Here is a 21,995-nt window from a genome sequence, read left to right as displayed (position 1 = left end):
TAAAAACATGGCAGATTTACCAAAGGATCCAATGATCCTTCTGAGTGTGGTCAATACAAAATTACGGGATTTTTATGCAGATCTGGATACCCTTTGCCAGGAAATGCAGATTGAGAAAAAAGAACTGACAGAGAAACTGGCATCCATTGATTATGAATATGATGCAGGGTTGAACCAGTTTGTATAGAGAGGTTAATAACACATGAATAATATTGATTTTGATGCAATAGATCTTACAAAAGAAGCTCCGGTTACTGAGCCGGAGAGACAGTACTATTACATTGCCAAAGCGCGGAAGTATGTAAGCGAAAAAGCACAGGAGATCGGAAGAGATCTGACTTTTTGCGTGACGACTTTCGGTTGTCAGATGAACGCTCGTGACTCGGAAAAGCTGGTCGGTGTTCTGGAACTGATCGGATACAAGGAAGAGCTGGATGAAGAGAAGGCAGATTTTGTTATCTACAACACTTGTACCGTCCGTGAAAATGCAAATCTGCGAGTATACGGACGTCTGGGACAGCTTGGTGCGAAGAAGAAAAAGAATCCGCATATGTTCATCGGACTCTGCGGATGTATGATGCAGGAACCGACTGTTGTAGAGAAGATCAAGAAGAGCTACCGGTTTGTCGATCTGATCTTTGGAACTCACAATATTTATAAATTTGCAGAACTGATCGTGACAAGATTTGAGTCTGAGAGAATGGTGATCGATATCTGGAAGGATACCGATAAGATTGTGGAGGATCTTCCGAGCGAACGTAAATTTTCCTTCAAATCCGGTGTTAATATCATGTTCGGATGTAACAATTTCTGCAGCTACTGTATCGTACCGTATGTGCGTGGACGTGAGAGAAGCCGTAATCCAAAAGATATCGTTCGCGAGATTGAAGGACTTGTGGCAGATGGTGTGGTAGAAGTTATGCTCCTTGGGCAGAACGTAAACTCTTATGGAAAGAATCTGGAAGAGCCGATGACATTTGCACAGCTTCTTCAGGAGATTGAGAAGATTGAAGGACTGGAGAGAATCCGCTTTATGACTTCCCATCCGAAGGATTTATCGGATGAACTGATTGATGTGATGGCACATTCCAAGAAGATATGCAAGCATCTGCATCTTCCGGTTCAGTCAGGAAGCAGCCGGATCCTGCAGAAGATGAACCGCCATTATACCAAGGAGCATTATCTTGAGGTGGTAAGAAAGATTCGCGAAGCAGTGCCGGATATTTCCCTTACAACGGATATTATCGTCGGATTTCCTGGGGAGACAGAGGAAGACTTCCAGGATACTCTGGATATTGTAAGACAGGTGCGTTATGACAGTGCCTTTACTTTTATCTATTCCAAGAGAACAGGAACCCCTGCGGCAGCAATGGAAGATCAGGTTCCTGACGATGTGGTAAAAGACCGTTTTGACCGCCTTTTAAAAGAGGTGCAGCAGATTTCAGCGGAAGTATGCTCTGTACATCAGGGAACCATACAGGATGTGCTGGTAGAAAGTGTCAACGATCATGATTCGTCACTGGTGACAGGACGAATGAGCAACAACCTCCTGGTACATTTCCCGGGAGATGAAAGCATGATCGGTAAGATCGTGACGGTTTACTTAAAAGAGGCAAAAGGCTTCTATTATATGGGCGAGCTTTGTAAATAAATCCAATGATTTGTGATAAAATCCAAAAGAAACGCTCACACTATGTAAGAGATTTGCATAGTGAGGGCGTTTTTTATGGTGAAAAGAGTGAGTAAGAGGGTAAGTGAGATAGTCTTTCTGATAGCAGCAGGGGGAAGCACCTATTATCTGATCGAGATCTGGTTTCGTGGATTTTCTCATTGGACCATGTTTGTGCTTGGGGGAGTTGCATTGACATTTTGCAGTTTTCAGGGCGAGGTAATGCACTGGTCTGAGCCGATGTGGATTCAGATTATCCGGGCAGTGCTTTTCCTGACATCCCTGGAATTTGTGACGGGGATTATCTGCAATAAATGGCTGAAGATCGGAATCTGGGATTACCGGGATCAGCCATTCCAGCTGTATGGTCAGATCTGCCTGCCATTTGTGGTGATGTTTTCGGGACTTTTATGCCTGGCGATCGTGTTTGGAGGAGTGGTGCTCTGGGGCGTATATGGGGAGGAAAAGCCGGAGTTTCATGTGTTGTAAAAGGGACTTAAGCATTTTTTTATATGTGAAAAATGACGAAATTAAGATGAAAAGAGTCGTGGGAAACCAAACTCTTTTCATCTTTTTTTGTGGATGGTTACAAAAATGAGCATAAATGCATTTTGTAAATGTAAAATGTTGACAATTTTAGAAAAATTCAGTAAGATACAAGAAAGGTTCAAGATAAAAAACAAGTGAATATAATCATGGGAAAAGGAGGGCAGCAGGAAAAATCGGGGAAAATATAAACTGTTTTTTATTGAATGAGAAGTATATGTTATTTGGAGGAAAAATAAAAATGAATCAATATGATGAAGCCTTAAAAAAGGAGACCGCGTTTTTAGGTCAGCCTAGGGGGGTGGGGACCCTCAGTTTTGTACAGCTTTGTTCATCTTTCTCAAGTTACGCAATGAGTGCCGTAATGATCTATTACCTGTATGCAAATGCACCTGCAGGTCTTGGATTCGATAAAGCGGATGCAGCACAGTTGATTTCTTTATACGCAACTGTAGTCGGAATGACAACCATCATCGGAAGCTATGTCTGCGACCGTATCCTTGGATGTCGTAGGTCATTGCTTGTAGCCAGAGTTACCGGATTTATCGGTTATACGTTACTTGCATTTCCACTTGGGGTAGTAGGATATGCAGCAGCTATGGGGTGTATGGTATTCGGTTCACTCTTCGCAGGAAGATGTATCGAAACTCTGATCGGTAAATTCTACGATGAGAACGATGGAAGACGTGACAGTGCCTTCACAATTTCTTACGTAATTTCCAATATCGGTGCAGCGGCTCCGGCTCTTGCAGGTGTAATCGCAGCGAAATGCGGATACCACGCAGCATTCGCATTATCAGCAGTTCTCTCATTCTTAGGTACTGTTGCTTATATTGCTACCTACAAAAAATTCTTCGGAAATATCGGTCTGGAACCGGATGATCCGCTTCCGGCAGATAAGAAACGTTCTTTTGTTGTAAAAATGCTTATTGTTGTTGCTATCGTAGGAACAGCTTTAGCAGTTTCATTTGCAACAGGAAAGCTGAAAATATCTTCCTTTGCAAATGTAGTAAGTACTATTTCTATCTTTATCCCGCTTGCTTATCTTGTCTTCATCTACTCAAGCAAGAAGACAGAAAAGCACGAGAAAAAGAAAGTACTTTGCCTGCTTCCGCCATTTATCTGTAACGCCGTTACACTTTTGATCTGGACACAGACAATTTCAATCCTTGCTATCTTCTATGAAGAAAAAGTAAACCGTGTGATCTTCGGAGTAGAAATTCCGGCAGCTTCATTCCAGACAATCCCGGCAATCTTTGCAGTTTGCTTCGGTAGTCTTCTTACCATGCTTTGGACAAAACTTGGCAAGAAACAGCCATTCGGAACAACAAAGATGGGATTCGGAACGATTTTATGGGGACTTGGCGCAATGATCATTGCACTCCTTTATGTCATCTACCCAGGCGATGCAAAAGTAAATGCATGGTGGATCATATTGTTCTATGCAGTACTGATGTTTGCAGAAGGATTTACATGTCCGATCGGTTACTCCATTACAGCAGTAGCAGCACCAAAAGCCTTTGTAACACAGATGATGACTGTATGGTCGATGTCTCAGTCAGTAGGAGCTGCTCTTAACATGATCCTCGTTAACTTCTATAAAGAAGGAAGCGAAGTACCGTTCTTTATCGGAATCGGTGCGGTTGTAGCTATCCTTGGTGCGGCCGTACTCGCTTTCAGCAAGAAGCTTGCAGAAGGAATGGGAATGAGAAGCGTAGGAAGTTTCTCGAGAATAAATCAAATAAATGTCCTCTTAAAGAAGAAGTAATAAAAAGTATCGAAAAAAGATCCTTGTCAGGCAGAGATGTTAGGCAAGGATCTTTTAATTCTATAACATTTTGCAATATTTTGTAATAAAGGAGTGTCCTAAGTGCGTATAAATTGATATTGCGTTGATTAAGAGTGATAAGGGAATGACCTGATTTATTTACACAGAAATTGGTATAGATAAGTCAAGTCATTTATTGTGCAGTATATCTGGTTATGGTAATATAAAGATATGAATTTTTCAAAAGAAAAGAGAATAAAAATGAATTTAACAAGTACAAGTAAGTTTGTAAGTTTAATCCTGCGCCATAAACCAGAAACAATTGGAATTCAGTTATGTGTTGCAGGATAAATACGAAATAAGAAATGTTTTTTTGATCGGATGGAATGTGATTTTTGAGCTTGTCTTGAAATGAATTTGAAAATTTGTTAAGATGTAACAAGTGGTCATCTGTCCAATTGAAGAAAGGACAGGTGAGCGTTATGGCTAAGGAGCTGAATGGAAAAGAGTTTGATAAAATACAAAATAAGTAAAGAAATTTATAAAAGAGAAGAGAAAATATTCGTAAAAATTTCATATTTCTGATGTGGGATTAGGGATTAGAATAATTATTTTTATAAATTCAATACTATTGATTTGATTTAGGATTAAAAGTGAAATTACCTGAATGTGCGAGAGAATATTGAAAATTCAATTTTCTCGCATATTATCAGATAAAAATAAAGAAAAGTACGAAATATTGCACGAATTGTCATGCAATATGTGACTAAAAACAGTAAGGGAATAGTATAAGAAAAGCACAAAAAACATGGCTAAAACATGGTTGAAAATATAGAAAAAAGTGCTGAAACCCTTGTAAAATAAGGAGATTTTGATATGACTGGTGAACTTACACCGATGATGAAGCAATATATGCAGACAAAAGAGGAATATAAGGATTGTATACTCTTTTACCGCTTAGGAGATTTTTATGAAATGTTCTTTGACGATGCTCTCACAGCATCAAAAGAGCTGGAAATCACTCTGACCGGAAAGAACTGCGGACTGGAAGAACGGGCACCGATGTGCGGAATCCCGTACCACGCAGTTGACAGTTATCTGAACCGTCTGGTATCAAAAGGCTATAAGGTGGCAATCTGTGAGCAGGTAGAAGATCCGAAAACAGCAAAAGGAATTGTAAAACGGGAAGTTATCCGTGTAGTAACACCTGGAACCAACCTGGATACTCAGGGACTGGATGAAACAAAGAACAATTACATTATGTGTATTGTCTATATGGCAGACCGGTACGGACTTTCGATTGCGGATGTTACAACCGGGGAATATCTGGTGACAGAACTGGATTCCCAGACAAAACTGTTGGATGAGCTTTACAAATTTATGCCGTCTGAGATTGTCTGCAATGAAGCATTTTACATGAGTGGAATGGATCTGGATGATCTGAAAAACCGCCTGCATATGGCAATTTATTCACTGGAAGCATGGTATTTTGATGATGCACTCTGCCGGGAAACTTTGCAGGAGCATTTTAAGGTGGCTTCTCTTGAAGGGATTGGACTTTCGGATTGTGAATGTGGCATGATCGCATCTGGTGCGCTTTTAAAATATCTGGAAGAAACGCAGAAGAATTCTCTGTCCCACATGAGCCGGCTGACACGTTATGCAACCGGAAATTACATGGTTCTGGACAGTGCTACAAGACGCAATCTGGAACTGGTTGAGACTTTACGTGAAAAGCAGAAAAGAGGTTCACTTCTGTGGGTACTTGATAAGACAAAGACAGCAATGGGAGCGAGAACCCTTCGAAAATATGTAGAACAGCCGTTGATCGACAAAGAATCCATTGTCAAAAGGCTGGATGCAGTTGCGGAGCTGAAGGATAACGCTATTTGCAGAGAAGAAATCCGGGAATATTTGAATCCGGTGTACGATCTGGAGCGTCTGGTTGGGAAAATCACCTATCAGTCCGCAAATCCAAGAGACCTGATCGCATTTCAGAGTTCCCTTTCCATGCTGCCGTCAGTAAAATACATATTAAAAGACATGGAAAGTGATCTTTTGAGGGAAATTTATGAAGAACTGGATCCGCTGGAAGAGCTTTGTGATCTGGTCGGACGGGCAATCCAGGAAGAACCGCCGCTTGCTATGAAAGAAGGCGGAATCATCAAAGATGGTTATAATGATGAAGTAGACCGTCTTCGAAAAGCAAAATCGGAAGGAAAGAACTGGCTCGCTGATCTGGAGACCAGGGAACGGGAAAAGACCGGGATTAAAAACCTGCGGATCCGCTATAATAAAGTATTTGGTTATTATCTGGAAGTTACCAATTCGTTCAAGGAGCTGGTTCCGGATTATTATACAAGAAAGCAGACCCTTGCCAATGCAGAGCGTTACATCATTCCGGAACTGAAAGAGCTGGAAGATACGATTTTAGGAGCAGAGGACAAACTGTGTGCACTGGAATATGAGCTTTACTGTGAGGTGAGAAATACGATCGCAGCAGAGCTGACCAGGATACAGAGAACAGCAAAGGCGGTTGCAAAGCTGGATGTGATAGCTTCTCTTGCACTGGTTGCCGAGCGCAACAATTATGTACGCCCGAAAATCAATGAAAAGGGCGTGATCGACATTCGTGATGGGCGCCATCCGGTTGTGGAAAAGATGATTCCAAACGATATGTTTATCGCCAATGATACGTATCTGGACGATAAAAAGCAGCGGATTTCCATCATTACCGGTCCAAACATGGCTGGTAAATCCACCTATATGCGTCAGGCGGCGCTGATCGTACTGATGGCACAGCTGGGATCCTTTGTGCCGGCATCTTCGGCAAATATCGGGCTTGTAGACCGTATTTTCACCCGTGTAGGGGCATCGGATGACCTGGCGAGCGGGCAGAGTACTTTTATGGTAGAGATGAACGAGGTGGCGAATATTTTGCGAAATGCAACAAACAAGAGTCTTCTGATCCTGGATGAGATCGGAAGAGGAACCAGTACCTTTGACGGACTGAGTATCGCATGGGCGGTTGTCGAGTATATCAGCAACAGCAAGCTTCTGGGAGCAAAGACTTTATTTGCCACCCATTATCATGAGCTTACCGAACTGGAAGGCAAGATCAGCAATGTCAACAACTATTGTATTGCAGTCAAAGAAAAGGGCGATGATATCGTATTCCTGCGTAAGATCGTAAAGGGCGGAGCAGACAAGAGTTATGGTATTCAGGTCGCAAAGCTTGCAGGCGTGCCGGATCCGGTCATTAACCGTGCCAAGGAGATTGTGGAAGAGTTGGTAACGGCGGATATCACCGGCAAGGTCAAGGATATTGCAGTACAGGGCAGTGAGACAAAGAAAAAGCCGCAGAAGAAACTGGACGAGGTAGATCTGACACAGTTTTCTCTGTTTGATACCGTAAAAGATGATGATGTGTTAAATGAGTTAAAGGAACTTGATATCAGCCATATGACGCCGATGGACGCGATGAATAAACTGTATCAGCTACAGAACAAGCTGCGTAACAGATGGCAGGCCTGATGAATAGAAAGGAAAAAATCGAATGCCGCATATAGAATTGCTGGATCAGATTACAATTGATAAAATAGCAGCCGGGGAAGTAATCGAACGCCCGGCTTCTGTTGTGAAAGAGCTGGTGGAAAACGCAATTGACGCAGGTTCTACGGCAGTGACCGTGGAAATCGAAGAGGGCGGGATCTCTTTGATGAGGATCACGGATAATGGTTGTGGAATTGCAAAGCAGGACGTGGAAAATGCATTCCTGCGTCATTCAACCAGTAAAATCCGCAGTGCCGAGGATTTGATGCATTTGTCATCACTCGGATTCCGCGGAGAAGCGCTGTCAAGTATTTCAGCAGTTGCAAGGGTAGAACTGATTACCAAGACAAGAGAAGATGTATTTGGAACCAAATATATTATAGAGGGCGGAAAAGGAAGAACGCCGGAGGATACCGGTGCGCCGGATGGAACGACTTTTCTGGTGCGTCAGCTGTTTTTCAATACACCTGCCAGACGCAAATTCCTGAAAACGCCGATGACAGAGGCAAGCCATATCAGTGATCTGCTGACCAGACTTGCCCTTTCCCATCCGGATATTTCCTTCCGGTTTATCAACAATGGACAGGTAAAACTGCATACTTCCGGGAACGGGAAAATGAAAGATGTCATTTACCACATTTACGGACGGGAAATTGCGAACAATCTGATCCCACTGGAATTTGAAAAAGATGGTGTAAGGTTGTCCGGATATCTGGGAAAGCCAGTGATTAACCGTGGAAACCGTAATTTTGAAAATTATTTTGTCAACGGGCGTTATGTAAGGAACAGCATTCTCGCAAAAGCGATTGAAGATGGATACAAAGATTTTACTATGCAGCATCGTTATCCGTTTGTTGCATTCCGGATTGAGATCGATCCGGAAAAAATTGATGTAAATGTGCATCCATCCAAGATGGAACTCAGGTTCAGCAACCAGCAGGGGATTTACAATCTGCTTTATGAGGCAATCAGTAAGGGACTGCATGAGCCGGAGCTGATCCCAGAAGTAGAAATGTCGGAGATCAAAGTACCGGGAATGTCTGAGGAAAGACAGGAAAAGAAAACTGTTATAAGAGATGCAGGGAATCCATATCGGACAGGTGGAACTTCACCTAAGGTGGGAAAGAGTTCCGTCCAGGAGGGCTCAGGGCAGACGGCATCCTGGTCGCGGTCAGAGATGCCGCCTGCGGAACTTCAGACACAGAAGAATGCAGAAAAGACAGTCGCAACCGGTGACAAAAAGCTGGATTATTTTATGCAGAAGATGAGGGAGCGGGTTTATGCCGGTCATCTTGCAGAAGCAAAAGAAGAACAAGAGAAGGATATCGATGCCAAAGAGTCAAAGATGGCTGCGTTAGATGAAAATCCGTCTGCAGATATCCGGAATGAAGGAACAGAAAACAGAGCGTATTCTGATAAAAGTGAAGAAAAAACAGAGCGCGATCCAGAAAAAACAGAGCCAGATCTGTTCCTGGAGGATTTGAAAGCAGAAAAACCAAAACAATTAAACCTGTTTGAAGAACAGATTTTAAAGAAAGAGGCAAGACAGGAATACCGGATCATCGGACAGGTCTTTGAAACCTACTGGCTGATCCAATATCGCGACAGTCTCTATATTATTGATCAGCATGCCGCACATGAAAGAGTCCTTTATGAAAAGACTCTTTCAGGAATGAAGAAGAGAGAGTATACTTCGCAATATTTGAGCCCACCGATCATCCTGAGTCTTTCCATGCAGGAAATCAATGTGCTGGAGACTTTTAAAGATCGTTTTACGGAAATCGGGTTTGAGATTGAACCTTTTGGCGGTGATGAGTATGCGGTGCGTGCAATTCCTGATAACCTGTTTGGAATTGCGAAAAAGGAACTGCTTCTTGAAATGCTGGATTCCCTGTCAGATGGTCTGTCCACCAGTCTGGAGCCGGAATCAATTGACGAAAAGATTGCGTCCATGTCCTGTAAGGCAGCTGTCAAAGGAAATATGAAGCTGTCCTATGCGGAAATGGATGAGCTGATCAATGAACTCCTGTCCCTTGACAACCCATATCATTGTCCGCATGGCAGACCAACGATTATAGCAATGACGAAGCGGGAGTTAGAAAAGAAATTTAAGCGTATTGTTTAGGAGAAGAAAATGACACAGTTAGCAGAAAAGAAAAAGCCGCTGATCATTCTGACAGGGCCGACTGCTGTTGGGAAAACGGCTGCGTCGATCGGTCTTGCAAAAGCAATTGGAGGAGAGATCATCTCGGCAGATTCGATGCAGGTATACCGGCACATGGATATCGGTTCGGCGAAGATCATGCCGGAGGAGATGGATGGTGTGAAACACCATCTGATCGATGTCCTGGAGCCTGAAGCGGAATTTAATGTGGCTGTTTTTCAAAAGATGGCAAAAGAAGCAATGGAAGGGATTTATGAAAGAGGGAACATTCCAATCGTAGTTGGCGGTACGGGATTTTATATTCAGGCTCTTTTATATGATATTGATTTTGAAAAAGGGGAAGAAAATACGGAATACCGAAGAAAACTGGAAATATATGCCAAGGAGCAGGGAGTGCAGGCACTTCATGACCGGCTTCGGGAAGTAGATTCGAAATCAGCCGATGCAATTCATGCCAATAACGTAAAACGGGTGATTCGGGCTCTGGAATATTATCATGAGACAGGAATGCAGATTTCAGAGCATAATGAGACAGAACGGGAGAAAAAATCCCCATATCAGTTTGCATATTTTGTGTTGAATGATGTAAGGAGTCATTTGTATGAAAGAATTGACCAACGTGTGGATCTGATGGTGGAGCAGGGACTGGTAGAAGAGGTGGCTGCTTTAAAGGCCAGAGGATGCACAAGGGAAATGGTTTCAATGCAGGGACTTGGATATAAGGAAATCCTGGATTATCTGGATGGAAAGGATTCACTTGAAGAAGCGGTAACGATCCTGAAAAGGGATACCCGTCATTTCGCAAAACGCCAGTTGACCTGGTTCCGCAGAGAGCGGGATGTGAACTGGATCCAGAAAGAGGAATTCGGATACGATGAAGAGAAGATTTTGCAGGCAATGCTTGCGATATTGAAAGAAAAGGAGATTACAGACTAATGGATATCAGTCAGAAAATACAGAAATTATATGGACAGACCGGAATTTCACCGGAAGTTCATGCATTTGGAGAACAAATTGAAAAATCACTGAAAGAACGTTTTGATAAGATCGATAAGATGGCAGAGTTGAACCAGCTGAAGGTCATTCATGCCATGCAGGAAGCAAGAGTAAATGCAGAATGCTTCAACTATGCATCCGGCTATGGATACAATGATTTCGGAAGAGATACGCTGGAAAAGGTGTATGCGAATGTTTTTCATACCGAAGATGCACTGGTAAGACCACAGATTACCTGCGGAACCCATGCGCTTGCTTTAACGCTTTCTGCAAATTTAAGACCTGGTGATGAACTGCTTTCCATCGCAGGAAAGCCGTATGACACACTGGAAGAGGTCATTGGAATCCGCCCATCCACAGGTTCCCTTGCAGAATATGGAGTAATCTATAATCAGGTGGACCTGCTGCCGGACGGAAGCTTTGACTTTGATTCGATTGAAAAAGCGATTGGTGAGAAAACAAAGCTGATCACGATTCAGCGTTCCAAAGGATATCAGACAAGACCGAGTTTTTCTGTGGATCAGATTGGGGAAGCAATCGCATTTGTCAAGAAGATCAAACCGGAAGTCATCTGTATGGTGGATAACTGCTATGGTGAATTCGTAGAAGAAAAGGAGCCAAGTGACGTGGGTGCGGATCTGGTTGTCGGTTCTCTGATCAAGAATCCGGGTGGCGGACTTGCCCCGATCGGTGGCTATGTGGCTGGAAGAAAGGATCTGATCGAGCAGTGTGCTTACCGCCTGACTTCTCCGGGACTTGGAAAAGAAGTGGGGGCTTCTCTTGGTGTGATGCAGTCATTCTATCAGGGACTTTTTCTTGCACCGACGGTTGTTGCAGGTGCATTAAAAGGAGCTATTTTTGCGGCGAATGTATATGAAAAGCTTGGTTATGCAGTTGTACCGGACGGAAAAGAGGAACGCCACGATATCATTCAGGCAGTAACACTTGGAAGTGCGGAAGGTGTAATCGCATTCTGCCAGGGAATCCAGGCGGCGGCACCGGTTGACAGTTATGTAACACCGGAACCGTGGGCAATGCCGGGATACGACAGTGATGTGATTATGGCGGCAGGGGCATTTGTACAGGGCTCGTCCATCGAACTGAGTGCAGATGGACCGATCAAAGAACCGTATGCAGTATATTTCCAGGGAGGCCTTACCTGGGCGCATGCAAAACTTGGTATTTTAATGTCTCTTCAGAAGTTATATGAAAAAGGAATTGTAAAGGAATTATAGAATGAAAAAAAGAGTCATCATCATCGGCGGCGGAGCAGCTGGCAGTATGGCTGCACTTACGGCGGCACAGAATGGTGCAGATGTACTGCTTCTGGAACAGAATGAAATGATTGGCAGAAAAATACTGTCAACGGGTAATGGCAGATGCAACTTTACCAATCGCTTTCAGGATCCATCCTGCTATCGAAGCGACAATAGCGGATTTGCATGGAAATCAATCGGAAAATTTTCAGAGCCTGAGACAACGTCTTTTTTTGAAAATCTTGGAATTTATCCGAAGGATAAAAATGGCTATCTGTATCCCTGGTCCGAACAGGCCTCGGCAGTGAGGGAAGCACTGGAGTCTGCGCTGGAACTGGCAAAGATCCGGATTCATACCGGAGTACGCGTATTTGGGATCATACCAAAGAAAAACGGTTTTCAGATCAGTTTTTCAAAAGACGGAAAAAAAGGAATGATTTCCGGTGAGGCTGTGATCCTTGCGACCGGATCGAAGGCAGCTGCAAAGCTTGGAAGTGACGGAAGTGGGTATGACCTGGCAAAAATGCTGGGACATAAACTGGTTCCGGTTGTCCCGGCTCTGGTACAGCTCCGTTGCAGGGAAAAGCTGTACCGGCAGGTTGCAGGCGTGCGTACTCATGGAAAAGTAACGGTTTTTATCGACGGGACAGAAAAGGCTTCCGATATCGGCGAGCTACAGCTTACAGATTATGGTATTTCCGGGATACCGGTCTTTCAGATCAGCCGTTATGCGGCGAGAGGTCTGTATGAAAAGAAAGAAGTTTTTGCAGAGCTGGATTTTATGCCGGATTTTGGAGATATAGAATTTTTGCAGATGTTAAAGGAACGAAGGATAAGGCTGGATGGTCTTGTGATGGAACAGTATTTTAATGGGTTGTTCCACAAAAAGCTTGCCGGTGCACTTCTGAAGAGAATTGGAATTTCGGGAACAATGCCGGTGCATGACCTTAGTGAAGAGAATCTGGAAAGACTTTGCCGGATCTGTAAGCATTTCCGGACTTATATTGATAAGACAAATCCGTTTGAACAGGCGCAGATCTGTGCAGGCGGTGTAGATACAAGAGAAATTGATCCGGACACGATGGAGTCGGAGCTTGTAAAAGGACTTTATTTTGCGGGAGAAATTCTAGATGTAGATGGAATCTGCGGAGGTTACAATCTGCAGTGGGCATGGACCAGTGGTTATCTGGCAGGGAAAGGAGCGGCAAATGCTTAGAATCAGTCAGCTGAAGCTTCCGGTTACGCATACGGAAGAGGATTTGAAGAAAAAGATTGTGCACACACTGATGTGCAGGACAGAAGAGGTTCAGAGCTATGAGATTATCAAGCAGTCTCTGGATGCCAGAAAGAAGCCGGAGCTGTTCTATGTCTATACTGTGGATGTAAAAGCGGACAATGAAAAGCAGCTCTTGAAGATGCTTACCCGAAAAAAGCGTGTGGGCAATGTGCAACTCCATGAAGCAATGCCATATATTTTTCCGGCAGGAGGCAACGAAAAATTGAAGTCACGTCCGGTGGTTGTCGGATGCGGCCCTGCCGGACTTTTCTGTGCATATTTTCTTGCAGAATATGGATATCGGCCGTTTCTTCTGGAACAGGGAGCACCGGTGGAAGAACGACAGAAAGATGTTGAGGAGTTCTGGAAGACGGGGGTACTGAAACCGGATTCTAATGTGCAGTTTGGAGAAGGCGGAGCAGGGACGTTTTCAGACGGAAAACTAAATACACTGATCAAGGATCCGGTGGGGCGCAATCGTAAGGTGCTGGAGATTTTCGTGGAAAACGGAGCCCCAAAAGACATTCTTTATGTGAATAAACCACACATCGGAACGGATATTCTACAGACTGTGATCAGAAATATGCGTGAGAGAATCCTTGTGTGGGGTGGTGAAATCCATTTTCATACACAGATGACAGAGATTCTTTTTACAGAAGATACAAGGCGGATCAGAGGGATCATATATGAAGATCTTCTGAAAAAAGAAAAAGAAGAAATACAGACGGAGACGCTGGTTCTGGCACCGGGACACAGTGCGCGGGAGACCTTTGCGATGCTCTTCGGGAAAAAGGTTCCGATGGAGGCAAAATCCTTTGCAGTTGGTGTTCGCGCAGAACACCCGCAGGAGCTGATCAATCATTCCCAGTATGGGGATGCAAATGCATCTCTTCCGGCGGCAGCCTATAAGCTGACTGCAAAACTGCCGGATGGAAGGGGTGTATACTCGTTCTGTATGTGTCCGGGAGGCTATGTGGTTAATGCGTCTTCGGAGGAGGGATATCTTGCGGTCAACGGAATGAGCTATCATGCCCGTGACAGCCGCAATGCCAACAGTGCAATCGTTGTGACGGTTACACCGGAGGATTTTGAAAGCGACCATCCCCTTGCCGGAATTGCATTCCAGAGAGAACTGGAAAAGGCAGCTTACGAAGCAGGAAAAGGAAAAATCCCGGTACAGAGATACGGGGATTTTTACCGGAGTGTGACCGGAAAAGAAAAGGAAAAGACTGATGCAGAGGTCTGGTATCAGGGGCATGAGCCATGTATGAAGGGTGCGTATGAAGAGACAGACCTGGCGGGGATTTTTCCGGCAAAGATCGGTAGCGCGCTGGTGGACGGGATGGAAGATTTTAACAAGAAAATTCGAGGATTTTCGCATCCTCTTTCCATTCTTTCCGGAGTGGAGAGCAGAACCTCTTCGCCGGTACGGATCGTAAGAGATAATCATTCGCTGGAAAGCGTGATTGGAGGACTTTATCCTTGCGGAGAGGGCGCAGGATATGCCGGCGGGATTACATCGGCGGCAGCAGACGGTATTAAAATCGCAGAAAAAATTCGACAAAAATATGCACCGTTTTTATAGAAAACAGCTGTGTTAAGAAAAAAATAATATTTAAAAAGTCTATACACGTTTTTTAAAATATGCTAAAATGATACCAGTTTGTGATTCAAAAGAGGAGGAGTACAGATGAGAGGAGCCGGAAGTAAGAATGCCTGGGCTTTATTTTTGCTGATTCTGGCAGGGATTGTTCTGGGTGGCTTTATCGGTGTGCTTGCAGAAGGGGTTCCAGCACTTAGCTGGCTTTCTTATGGACAGACTTTCGGGGTAGAGACACCGATTGTTTTGAACCTCGGACTTGTCGTTATTACGTTTGGTCTTACGATTAAGATCACGATCGCAAGCATTATTGGAGTGATTATCTCCATATTCATTTATCGTTTCTTATAGGATGTATAAAGCATCCCATATACAAGGGTGGAGAGTCTGGTGTGAATCAACAAATCCTGCAAAAGGATGAATCAAAAAAATACCATTTGAGAAATGTTATCAGAAGAGCGGCCATATGAAAAATGTGAACGTTTTGGGGCGGGCAGTTTAACAGATATTGAATTGCTCGCTGTTCTGTTAAGGACTGGAACAAAGGGAGAGAGTGCACTGGATCTTGCCAGGAAGCTTTTTTATCCTGGAGAAGGTACACAGCCACAAACCAAAGCCCATCTTCAAAGCTGGACAAAAGAAGAACTGCTGAAAATCAGTGGAATCGGAAGAGTAAAGGCTATTCAGATTTTATGCCTTTGTGAGCTTTCCAAGAGAATGTCCCAGCTTTCGGCCAGAGAAGATCTGGATTTTTCAAGACCGGATACAATTGCAGCATATTATATGGAAGATATGCGCTATTACAGGCAGGAGCATTTGAAACTGCTGATGCTGAATACGCGTTCCAGGCTGATCGGAGAAAGTGAAATTTCGAGAGGGACAGTGAATATGTCCGTAATTTCTCCGAGAGAACTCTTTATAGAGGCATTGCAAAAGAACGCAGTCTATATTATACTGTTGCACAATCATCCAAGTGGTGATCCGATGCCGAGCAGGGAAGACATTCTTGTGACGCAGCGCATCCGGGAGGGCGGAAGTCTTCTTGGAATTGAACTTCTGGATCATATCATTATTGGTGATAACTGCTATGTATCACTCGCAGAGCAGAAGCTGCTTAAGGAAAAGTAGTATGGAAAGGAACTTTAGATTATGGCGCGAAATATTTACGGTCTTGATCTCGGGACTTATGAGATCAAGGTGTATGATAAAAAGCAGGACAGTACGTGGAAAGAGAAGAATGTAATTGCTATTGTGGACGGAAAAGAGATCTTGGCTGTCGGCGATGAAGCATATGCGATGTTCGAGAGAACACCGGGAAATATTGAAGTGGTGTTTCCGATGAAAGAAGGTGTAATCAGCAGATTTACGGATATGCAGTATCTTCTTCAGAATCTGCTGAAGAAAGAGCGCCGTTTTGCAAGAGGATCAGAATATCTGATCGCAGTACCTACGGATGTCACAGAAGTTGAAAAAAGGGCGTTTTTTGATCTGGTTGTTCATTCAACGGCGAAAGCAAAAGAAGTGAGTATTGTAGAACGCGGAGTTGCGCAGTGTATCGGAATGGGAGTTGATGTCAGGAAGACGAAAGGGATGCTGATCGCTGATTTTGGTGCGGCTACAACCGAATTATCTGTAGTAGGTTCAGGTGGCATGGTACTTAATAAAATGCTTAAGATCGGCGGTATGACATTTGATGTGGCAGTTCAGAATATGGTCCGCCGGAATTATGATTTTCTGATCGGAAGACAGACAGCCGAGGCTCTCCGGAAACGTTTTGGAGTGCTTGGCGGAAACGGAAAAGCTTCCATGGTGATTGCCGGACGTAATCTGGTTGTTGGTGTACCAAGATACCAGGAAATTCCAAGCAGTGCGGTACGGGCTGCGATGAAAGAATCTCTGGAAGCCTGCACTTCGCAGATTGGGCAGTTGATTGAACGTACCCCACCGGAGGTAGCCCGTTCAATCAGAAAGAATGGAATCTGTCTGACGGGTGGCGTTTCCCGGTTACCGGGGCTTGACCGGTACATAGAAGCTGTGACAGGATATCCGGTGCATGTGGCTGCTAAGCCGGATCTGTGTGCAGTAGAAGGACTGCGACGAATGATCAATTCAAAAGAACTTAAAAAACTTTCGTACTCAATGTTGGATGAAAATTATAGGTGGATAAGATAGATGAAAAGAAAGAATCAATTTTCGACATCAAATAAATACTGGTTGCTGATCCTTGTTATCATATGTATTGTACTGATGGGACTTTCCGGATTTGCAGAGTCCGGGAAAGGACCGCTTTCCTGGGCAGCAGGTTACACGATCGTGCCGATGCAGAAAGGAATCAACCGTGTCGGGATGTGGATCGGCGATGTTTCTGAGAATTTTGCAACACTTCAGGAAGTAAAAAAAGAAAACAAAGAACTGAAATCCCGCCTGGAGGAGATGACGACTGAGAATAACCGGTTGCAGCAGAATTCAGCAACGCTGGAAAGATATAAAGAATTATATAAGATGGATCAGAATACAGCGGATTATCCGAAAGTTGCTGCGAATGTAATCGCCAGTGAGAATAGCAACTGGTTTTCGAAATTTACGATCGATAAGGGAAGCAATGATGGAATCAGGGAAGATATGAATGTCTTATCTGGAACCGGACTGGTCGGAATTGTCACAGAAGTCGGACCGAACTGGGCAACAGTAAGTTCGATTATCGATGATAAAAATGTAAGTGCCATGATCCTGACAACCTTTGACAAATGTATTGTAAGCGGAGATCTGCAGACGGTGCAGGACGGACTTTTAAAATTTGAACAGCTTGCCAATAATGAAAATGAAGTGGCGGTTGGAGAACAGGTTGTAACATCGAATATCAGCAGCAAATATCTGCAGGGACTTCTGGTTGGATATATTTCAGAGGTGAATGTAGATTCCAATAACCTGACAAGATCCGGATATATCATTCCGGCAACGGATTTTAAGGAATTACAGGAAGTTCTTGTTATTACAACAACAAAGCAGGATCTGATCGATGGAAAAGGTGAAAGTGGAAGCGATAACGGAGGCGAATAGACATGAAAAAGATTAAAAGGATCCTGATCTGTGCGGTGTTGATCATTGTCTGTTTTCTTCTGGAGACAACGGTGTTTCAAAAACTGACGTTTGCCTCAATTATTCCGAATCTCCTGATAATCGTGACGTCTTCATTTGGATTTATGAGGGGACAAAAAGAGGGAATGATCATCGGCTTTTTCTGTGGACTTTTAAAAGATATACTAGGTGGAGATCTGCTTGGGTTTTATGCGCTGATCTATATGCTGATCGGATATGGCAACGGATTTTTCCAGAGAGTATTTTATGATGAAGACATCAAGCTCCCGTTGGCGCTTATTGCCGGCAGTGAGTTTTTATATGGTATGGTGATTTATGTACTTTTATTCATGTTGAAAAGTGATTTCCATTTTTTGAATTATCTGAGACATGTGATCATGCCGGAACTGGTTTATACGATTCTGGTTACACTTGTTCTGTATCAGATCATTCTGCATATTAACCGAAGACTTGAAGAAGAAGAAAAAAGGAGTGCTAGCAGATTTGTTTGATTTATTGGATCGTCTGAAAAGATGGTTTATCGACTTGGTAAAATCTAGAGTGTTTGTGCTGATGCTTGTGTTTATTGTGCTTTCTGCAATCTTGATACAGCGTGTGTTTGTTTTACAGATCGTAAATGGACAGGCATATCTGGATGACTATAAGCTTCAGATCCAGAAAACAAAAGAGGTACAGGGAACCAGAGGCCGCATCCTGGACCGGAACGGAGTGGTTCTGGCAGATAACAAGCTCGCATATTCCGTCACGATTGAAGATAACGGTGACTATGATACGGTCAAAGAGAAAAATAAAATCATCAATGCAACAATTGAAAAAGTGATCAGTATTGTTGAATCGAATGGAGATTCTATTGTCAATGATTTCAAAATTATTCTCAATGATAACGGAGAATATGCTTATTCCATGACAAGCGAGGTGCAGCGTCTGCGATTCCTTGCGGATGTGTTTGGAAAAGCAACCATTGATAAGCTCAGTGACAAGCAGAAGGCATACAGTGCGGCAGATCTGATGCATTATCTCTGTACAGATGAGACCTACGGCTATGGGCTGGACGAACAAAAAATGTCCAAAGAAGAAATCCTGAAGCTGGTAACAATCCGGTATTCCATGGGACTGAATCGCTATCAGAAGTATGTGGCTACAACGGTTGCAAGTGATGTCAGTGAAAGTACAACGGCTGCTATCATGGAGAACCTGGATACGCTTCAGGGAGTTAACATTGAAGAGGATTCAATCCGTTATTATCCGGACAGCAAATATTTTGCGTCTATTCTTGGTTATACGGGCGTGATTTCACAGGATGAATATGATGCGCTGGATGAAAAGGAGCAGGACTCGTATTCTCTTACTGATGTGGTTGGAAAAGCAGGGCTGGAGCAGACCCTGGATAAAACACTTCAGGGTGAAAAAGGTGAAATCAAACTTTATGTTAACAGTGTGGGAAAGGTCATTGAGTCCAAGCAGGGGAAAAAGGCAAAGGCAGGAAATGATGTCTATCTTTCTATTGATGCCAATCTGCAAAAGGCAGCTTATGATCTCCTGGAAGAAAAGCTTGCCGGAATCATCCTTTCCAATCTGACTACGTCTCTGACCTATGACCGTACACAGGCAGAAGAGGGAAGTGATGTGAAGATACCGATTGGTGATGTTTACAATGCATTTATTTCCAATGAGATCCTGAATGTGGGACATTTTGAGGCTGCGGATGCCGGGGAGACTGAGAAAAGTGTGTATGCGTCATTTTCTTCCAAAAAGGAGGCAGTGCTTGCAGATGTGATGGCACAGCTGAGTGATTCGGGTGCGCCGGCATACAAAGACTGTGATGAGGATATGCAGGCATATCTCAGTTATATTATCAGTACTGTACTTACCCAGAATGCAGCAATCATCCAGAAGGATTCGATTGATACAAGTGATTCTACCTATATTGCATGGGAAAATGATGAGAGCATCAGTCTCTATACTTACCTGAATTATGCGATCTCCAAGAACTGGGTCGATACATCAAAACTGACTGATTATATGAACAGTGACAGTGAGTATTCGGATCAGAACGAAGTGTATCAGGGGATTCTGGCGTATATCAGTGCAAATCTTCCAAAGGATTCCGGATTTGACAAACTGATCTACAAATATATGATACGCAATGAAGAAATCACAGGAAGCCAGATCGGTATGATGCTTTATGAGCAGGGAATTCTGGATTATGATGAAGATGTTTATAATAAGCTTGCGGATGGTACAATGACTGCCTATGATTTCATGTATTCCAAGATTGAAGATCTGGAAATCACACCGGGACAGCTTGGGCTGGAACCATCTACCGGATCAGTTGTAGTAACGGACACGAAGACCGGACAGCTTCTTGCCTGTGTATCCTATCCGGGATATGATAATAACCGGCTTGCAAATACCATGGATTCAGGCTATTATACAAAGCTTTTAAATGATCAGTCGGCACCGTTATATAATAATGCGACGCAGGAGAAGACGGCACCGGGATCTACTTACAAACCACTGGTTGCTGTTGCCGGACTGACAGAAGGCGTCATTGATACCAGTACGTATATCAGCTGTGGCGGACTCTATGAGAAAATTTCACCGAGTCCACGATGCTGGATTTATCCTGGGTCACATGGAAGTCTGAATGTGACGAGTGCGATCCAGCATTCCTGCAATATGTTCTTCTATGAAGTTGGATACCGTCTGGGACTTGCAAACCAGATGCTCAGTAATGCAAAGAGCAGCGAGTCTGGATATTCCTCTGACCAGGGATGTGAGACGCTTCTGAAGTATGCGACTATGTTTGGACTGAACCAGACAACGGGAATCGAAATTCCGGAATCGTCGCCTCAGGTATCTGACCAGGACTCTGTACGTTCTGCAATCGGTCAGGGTACCAATAACTATACGACAACCCAGCTTGCAAGATATGTTACAGCAATTGCAAACAGAGGAACTGTTTATAATCTTTCTCTTCTGGATCATGTAGAAAATAAGGATGGTAAGGTGACAAAAACTTACGAACCGGATGTGCTGAACCAGATAGAGGGTGTTTCCGGAAATACATGGGATGCTGTTCAGTCGGGAATGCGGGCAGTTGTAACCAGCAACAGTACCTATTCCTCACTGGGAGATATTACCATGTCAGGTAAAACCGGTACGGCACAGCAGAGTACTACACATCCGGATCACGGTCTGTTTGTTGGATATGCGCCAAGTGACGATCCGGAAGTCGCATTTGCGATCCGTATCAAAAATGGTTATGAATCTTTATATCCGTCAGAGATTGGAAGAGACCTGATGCGCTATTATTATGGAGAGACAAGCCGTGATGAGCTGATCACAGGGCATGCATCAGCAGCAGGTTCATCATCGACACATGGAGACTAATTGAGGGGGATCACAGGTATGAAACAGAAAGTCATCATTAAAAGTAATAAATACGGTCTGATTGTTCATATGGATCCTGATGCAGAGTATACAGAGATTCTGAAGGAATTGAGAGAAAAATTTACCGAATCTGCCCGCTTTTTCAAAGATGCGACCATGGCGGTAACGTTTGAAGGGCGGATTCTTACAAAACCACAGGAAGAAGAGGTCATCGGTCTGATCACTGATGTCGCTCATATCCATATTGTCTGTATTTTTGATACTAATGAAAATACAGAAAGATTATACAAAAAAGTAGTAGAAGACTCTCTTAACAGTTTATCCAGAAAAGAAGGTCAGTTCTACAAAGGTACGCTCAGACAAAGGCAGGTACTGGAGACAGAGCAGAGTATTATTATACTTGGCGATGTAGAGTTTGGTGCAACCGTAGTATCCAAGGGCAATATTGTTGTGCTGGGTGCGGTAAGGGGAACGGTACATGCCGGGGCAACAGGAGATCGTGATGCGTTTATTACGGCGTTGTCGATGAGACCGCATGTGATGAAGATTGCAGATATTGTATCAACACATACATATCTTCAGGACGAAACCGTAAGACCAAGTATCGCCCGTCTTGACGGCAAGCGCATTTATATCGATCCACTGGAGAATTTAGAGTGGTAGGAGGATCTGAAAA

At 43.7% G+C, this 21,995-nt stretch carries 17 protein-coding genes; all 17 read left to right on the top strand.

The features are described from left to right. Positions 1–7 precede the first annotated feature (7 nt). The 17 genes from G4407_RS01895 to G4407_RS01815 all read left to right on the top strand — a co-directional run bounded on the left by G4407_RS01895 (position 8) and on the right by G4407_RS01815 (position 21,982). Entirely contained in the window at positions 8–187 is a 180-nt protein-coding gene (locus G4407_RS01895) for a DUF4250 domain-containing protein (protein ID WP_008375347.1), read from the top strand. 15 nt (positions 188–202) lie between these two features. Beyond that, positions 203–1,651: a tRNA (N6-isopentenyl adenosine(37)-C2)-methylthiotransferase MiaB gene (gene miaB / locus G4407_RS01890; protein ID WP_173687559.1), complete on the top strand. Its 1,449-nt coding sequence runs from the start codon at positions 203–205 to the stop codon at positions 1,649–1,651. Positions 1,652–1,726: 75 nt separating this feature from the next. Beyond that, complete coding sequence (locus G4407_RS01885; RefSeq protein WP_173687558.1) at positions 1,727–2,158, top strand: putative ABC transporter permease; 432 nt, start codon at positions 1,727–1,729, stop codon at positions 2,156–2,158. A 274-nt stretch (positions 2,159–2,432) separates the two neighbouring features. After that, positions 2,433–3,983 (top strand): peptide MFS transporter, encoded by a 1,551-nt coding sequence (locus G4407_RS01880; protein WP_330585918.1) that lies wholly within the window; start codon positions 2,433–2,435, stop codon positions 3,981–3,983. A gap of 876 nt (positions 3,984–4,859) precedes the next feature. Continuing rightward, positions 4,860–7,517, top strand: coding sequence for a DNA mismatch repair protein MutS (gene mutS / locus G4407_RS01875; RefSeq protein WP_330585917.1), 2,658 nt, complete (start codon positions 4,860–4,862; stop codon positions 7,515–7,517). A gap of 22 nt (positions 7,518–7,539) precedes the next feature. Then, complete coding sequence (mutL, locus tag G4407_RS01870) at positions 7,540–9,660, top strand: DNA mismatch repair endonuclease MutL (protein WP_173687556.1); 2,121 nt, start codon at positions 7,540–7,542, stop codon at positions 9,658–9,660. A gap of 9 nt (positions 9,661–9,669) precedes the next feature. Continuing rightward, positions 9,670–10,635, top strand: coding sequence for a tRNA (adenosine(37)-N6)-dimethylallyltransferase MiaA (miaA, locus tag G4407_RS01865; protein ID WP_173687555.1), 966 nt, complete (start codon positions 9,670–9,672; stop codon positions 10,633–10,635). Next, a complete protein-coding gene (locus G4407_RS01860) occupies positions 10,635–11,930 on the top strand; it encodes a methionine gamma-lyase family protein (RefSeq protein WP_173687554.1) in 1,296 nt (431 codons plus the stop codon). The genes miaA and G4407_RS01860 overlap by 1 nt, the downstream gene beginning before the upstream one ends. 1 nt (position 11,931) lies before the next feature. Then, a complete protein-coding gene (locus tag G4407_RS01855) occupies positions 11,932–13,167 on the top strand; it encodes a BaiN/RdsA family NAD(P)/FAD-dependent oxidoreductase (protein WP_173687553.1) in 1,236 nt (411 codons plus the stop codon). After that, positions 13,160–14,812, top strand: a complete 1,653-nt coding sequence (locus tag G4407_RS01850; RefSeq protein WP_173687552.1) for an NAD(P)/FAD-dependent oxidoreductase — start codon at positions 13,160–13,162, stop codon at positions 14,810–14,812. The genes G4407_RS01855 and G4407_RS01850 overlap by 8 nt, the downstream gene beginning before the upstream one ends. Positions 14,813–14,917: 105 nt before the next feature. Beyond that, a complete protein-coding gene (locus G4407_RS01845) occupies positions 14,918–15,178 on the top strand; it encodes a DUF4321 domain-containing protein (protein WP_008370229.1) in 261 nt (86 codons plus the stop codon). Between the two features lie 93 nt (positions 15,179–15,271). Continuing rightward, complete coding sequence (gene radC / locus G4407_RS01840; RefSeq protein ID WP_173687551.1) at positions 15,272–15,955, top strand: RadC family protein; 684 nt, start codon at positions 15,272–15,274, stop codon at positions 15,953–15,955. Between the two features lie 21 nt (positions 15,956–15,976). Next, entirely contained in the window at positions 15,977–16,999 is a 1,023-nt protein-coding gene (locus G4407_RS01835) for a rod shape-determining protein (protein WP_173687550.1), read from the top strand. Continuing rightward, on the top strand, positions 17,000–17,887 hold the full coding sequence (gene mreC / locus G4407_RS01830) for a rod shape-determining protein MreC (protein ID WP_173687549.1): 888 nt from the start codon (positions 17,000–17,002) through the stop codon (positions 17,885–17,887). A 2-nt stretch (positions 17,888–17,889) separates the two neighbouring features. Next, positions 17,890–18,417 carry a rod shape-determining protein MreD gene (mreD, locus tag G4407_RS01825; protein ID WP_173687548.1) on the top strand — a complete coding sequence of 176 codons (528 nt, stop codon included), beginning with the start codon at positions 17,890–17,892 and terminating at the stop codon, positions 18,415–18,417. Positions 18,418–18,478: 61 nt separating this feature from the next. Beyond that, the gene (locus tag G4407_RS01820; RefSeq protein WP_420314995.1) at positions 18,479–21,319 is read left to right on the top strand and encodes a penicillin-binding transpeptidase domain-containing protein; all 2,841 of its coding nucleotides are present in this window, start codon (positions 18,479–18,481) and stop codon (positions 21,317–21,319) included. 18 nt (positions 21,320–21,337) lie between these two features. Then, positions 21,338–21,982, top strand: a complete 645-nt coding sequence (locus tag G4407_RS01815; RefSeq protein ID WP_173687546.1) for a septum site-determining protein MinC — start codon at positions 21,338–21,340, stop codon at positions 21,980–21,982. Positions 21,983–21,995 lie beyond the last annotated feature (13 nt).

It is taken from the genome of Allocoprococcus comes (genome assembly GCF_013300725.1).
GTDB classification, from domain to species: Bacteria; Bacillota; Clostridia; order Lachnospirales; family Lachnospiraceae; genus Allocoprococcus; species Allocoprococcus comes_A.
This window is presented reverse-complemented; position numbering and strand designations above follow the sequence as displayed.

Bases quoted from the DNA above. Each gene is read 5' to 3' on its own strand.
- mutL (WP_173687556.1), top strand. From the start codon at position 7,540: ATGCCGCATATAGAATTGCTGGATCAGATTACAATTGATAAAATAGCA.
- G4407_RS01895 (WP_008375347.1), top strand. From the start codon at position 8: ATGGCAGATTTACCAAAGGATCCAATGATCCTTCTGAGTGTGGTCAAT.
- G4407_RS01850 (WP_173687552.1), top strand. From the start codon at position 13,160: ATGCTTAGAATCAGTCAGCTGAAGCTTCCGGTTACGCATACGGAAGAG.
- G4407_RS01860 (WP_173687554.1), top strand. From the start codon at position 10,635: ATGGATATCAGTCAGAAAATACAGAAATTATATGGACAGACCGGAATT.
- mreC (WP_173687549.1), top strand. From the start codon at position 17,000: ATGAAAAGAAAGAATCAATTTTCGACATCAAATAAATACTGGTTGCTG.
- G4407_RS01815 (WP_173687546.1), top strand. From the start codon at position 21,338: ATGAAACAGAAAGTCATCATTAAAAGTAATAAATACGGTCTGATTGTT.
- G4407_RS01835 (WP_173687550.1), top strand. From the start codon at position 15,977: ATGGCGCGAAATATTTACGGTCTTGATCTCGGGACTTATGAGATCAAG.
- mutS (WP_330585917.1), top strand. From the start codon at position 4,860: ATGACTGGTGAACTTACACCGATGATGAAGCAATATATGCAGACAAAA.
- G4407_RS01880 (WP_330585918.1), top strand. From the start codon at position 2,433: ATGTTATTTGGAGGAAAAATAAAAATGAATCAATATGATGAAGCCTTA.
- G4407_RS01885 (WP_173687558.1), top strand. From the start codon at position 1,727: ATGGTGAAAAGAGTGAGTAAGAGGGTAAGTGAGATAGTCTTTCTGATA.
- G4407_RS01820 (WP_420314995.1), top strand. From the start codon at position 18,479: ATGCTTGTGTTTATTGTGCTTTCTGCAATCTTGATACAGCGTGTGTTT.
- miaB (WP_173687559.1), top strand. From the start codon at position 203: ATGAATAATATTGATTTTGATGCAATAGATCTTACAAAAGAAGCTCCG.
- mreD (WP_173687548.1), top strand. From the start codon at position 17,890: ATGAAAAAGATTAAAAGGATCCTGATCTGTGCGGTGTTGATCATTGTC.
- miaA (WP_173687555.1), top strand. From the start codon at position 9,670: ATGACACAGTTAGCAGAAAAGAAAAAGCCGCTGATCATTCTGACAGGG.
- G4407_RS01845 (WP_008370229.1), top strand. From the start codon at position 14,918: ATGAGAGGAGCCGGAAGTAAGAATGCCTGGGCTTTATTTTTGCTGATT.
- G4407_RS01855 (WP_173687553.1), top strand. From the start codon at position 11,932: ATGAAAAAAAGAGTCATCATCATCGGCGGCGGAGCAGCTGGCAGTATG.
- radC (WP_173687551.1), top strand. From the start codon at position 15,272: ATGTTATCAGAAGAGCGGCCATATGAAAAATGTGAACGTTTTGGGGCG.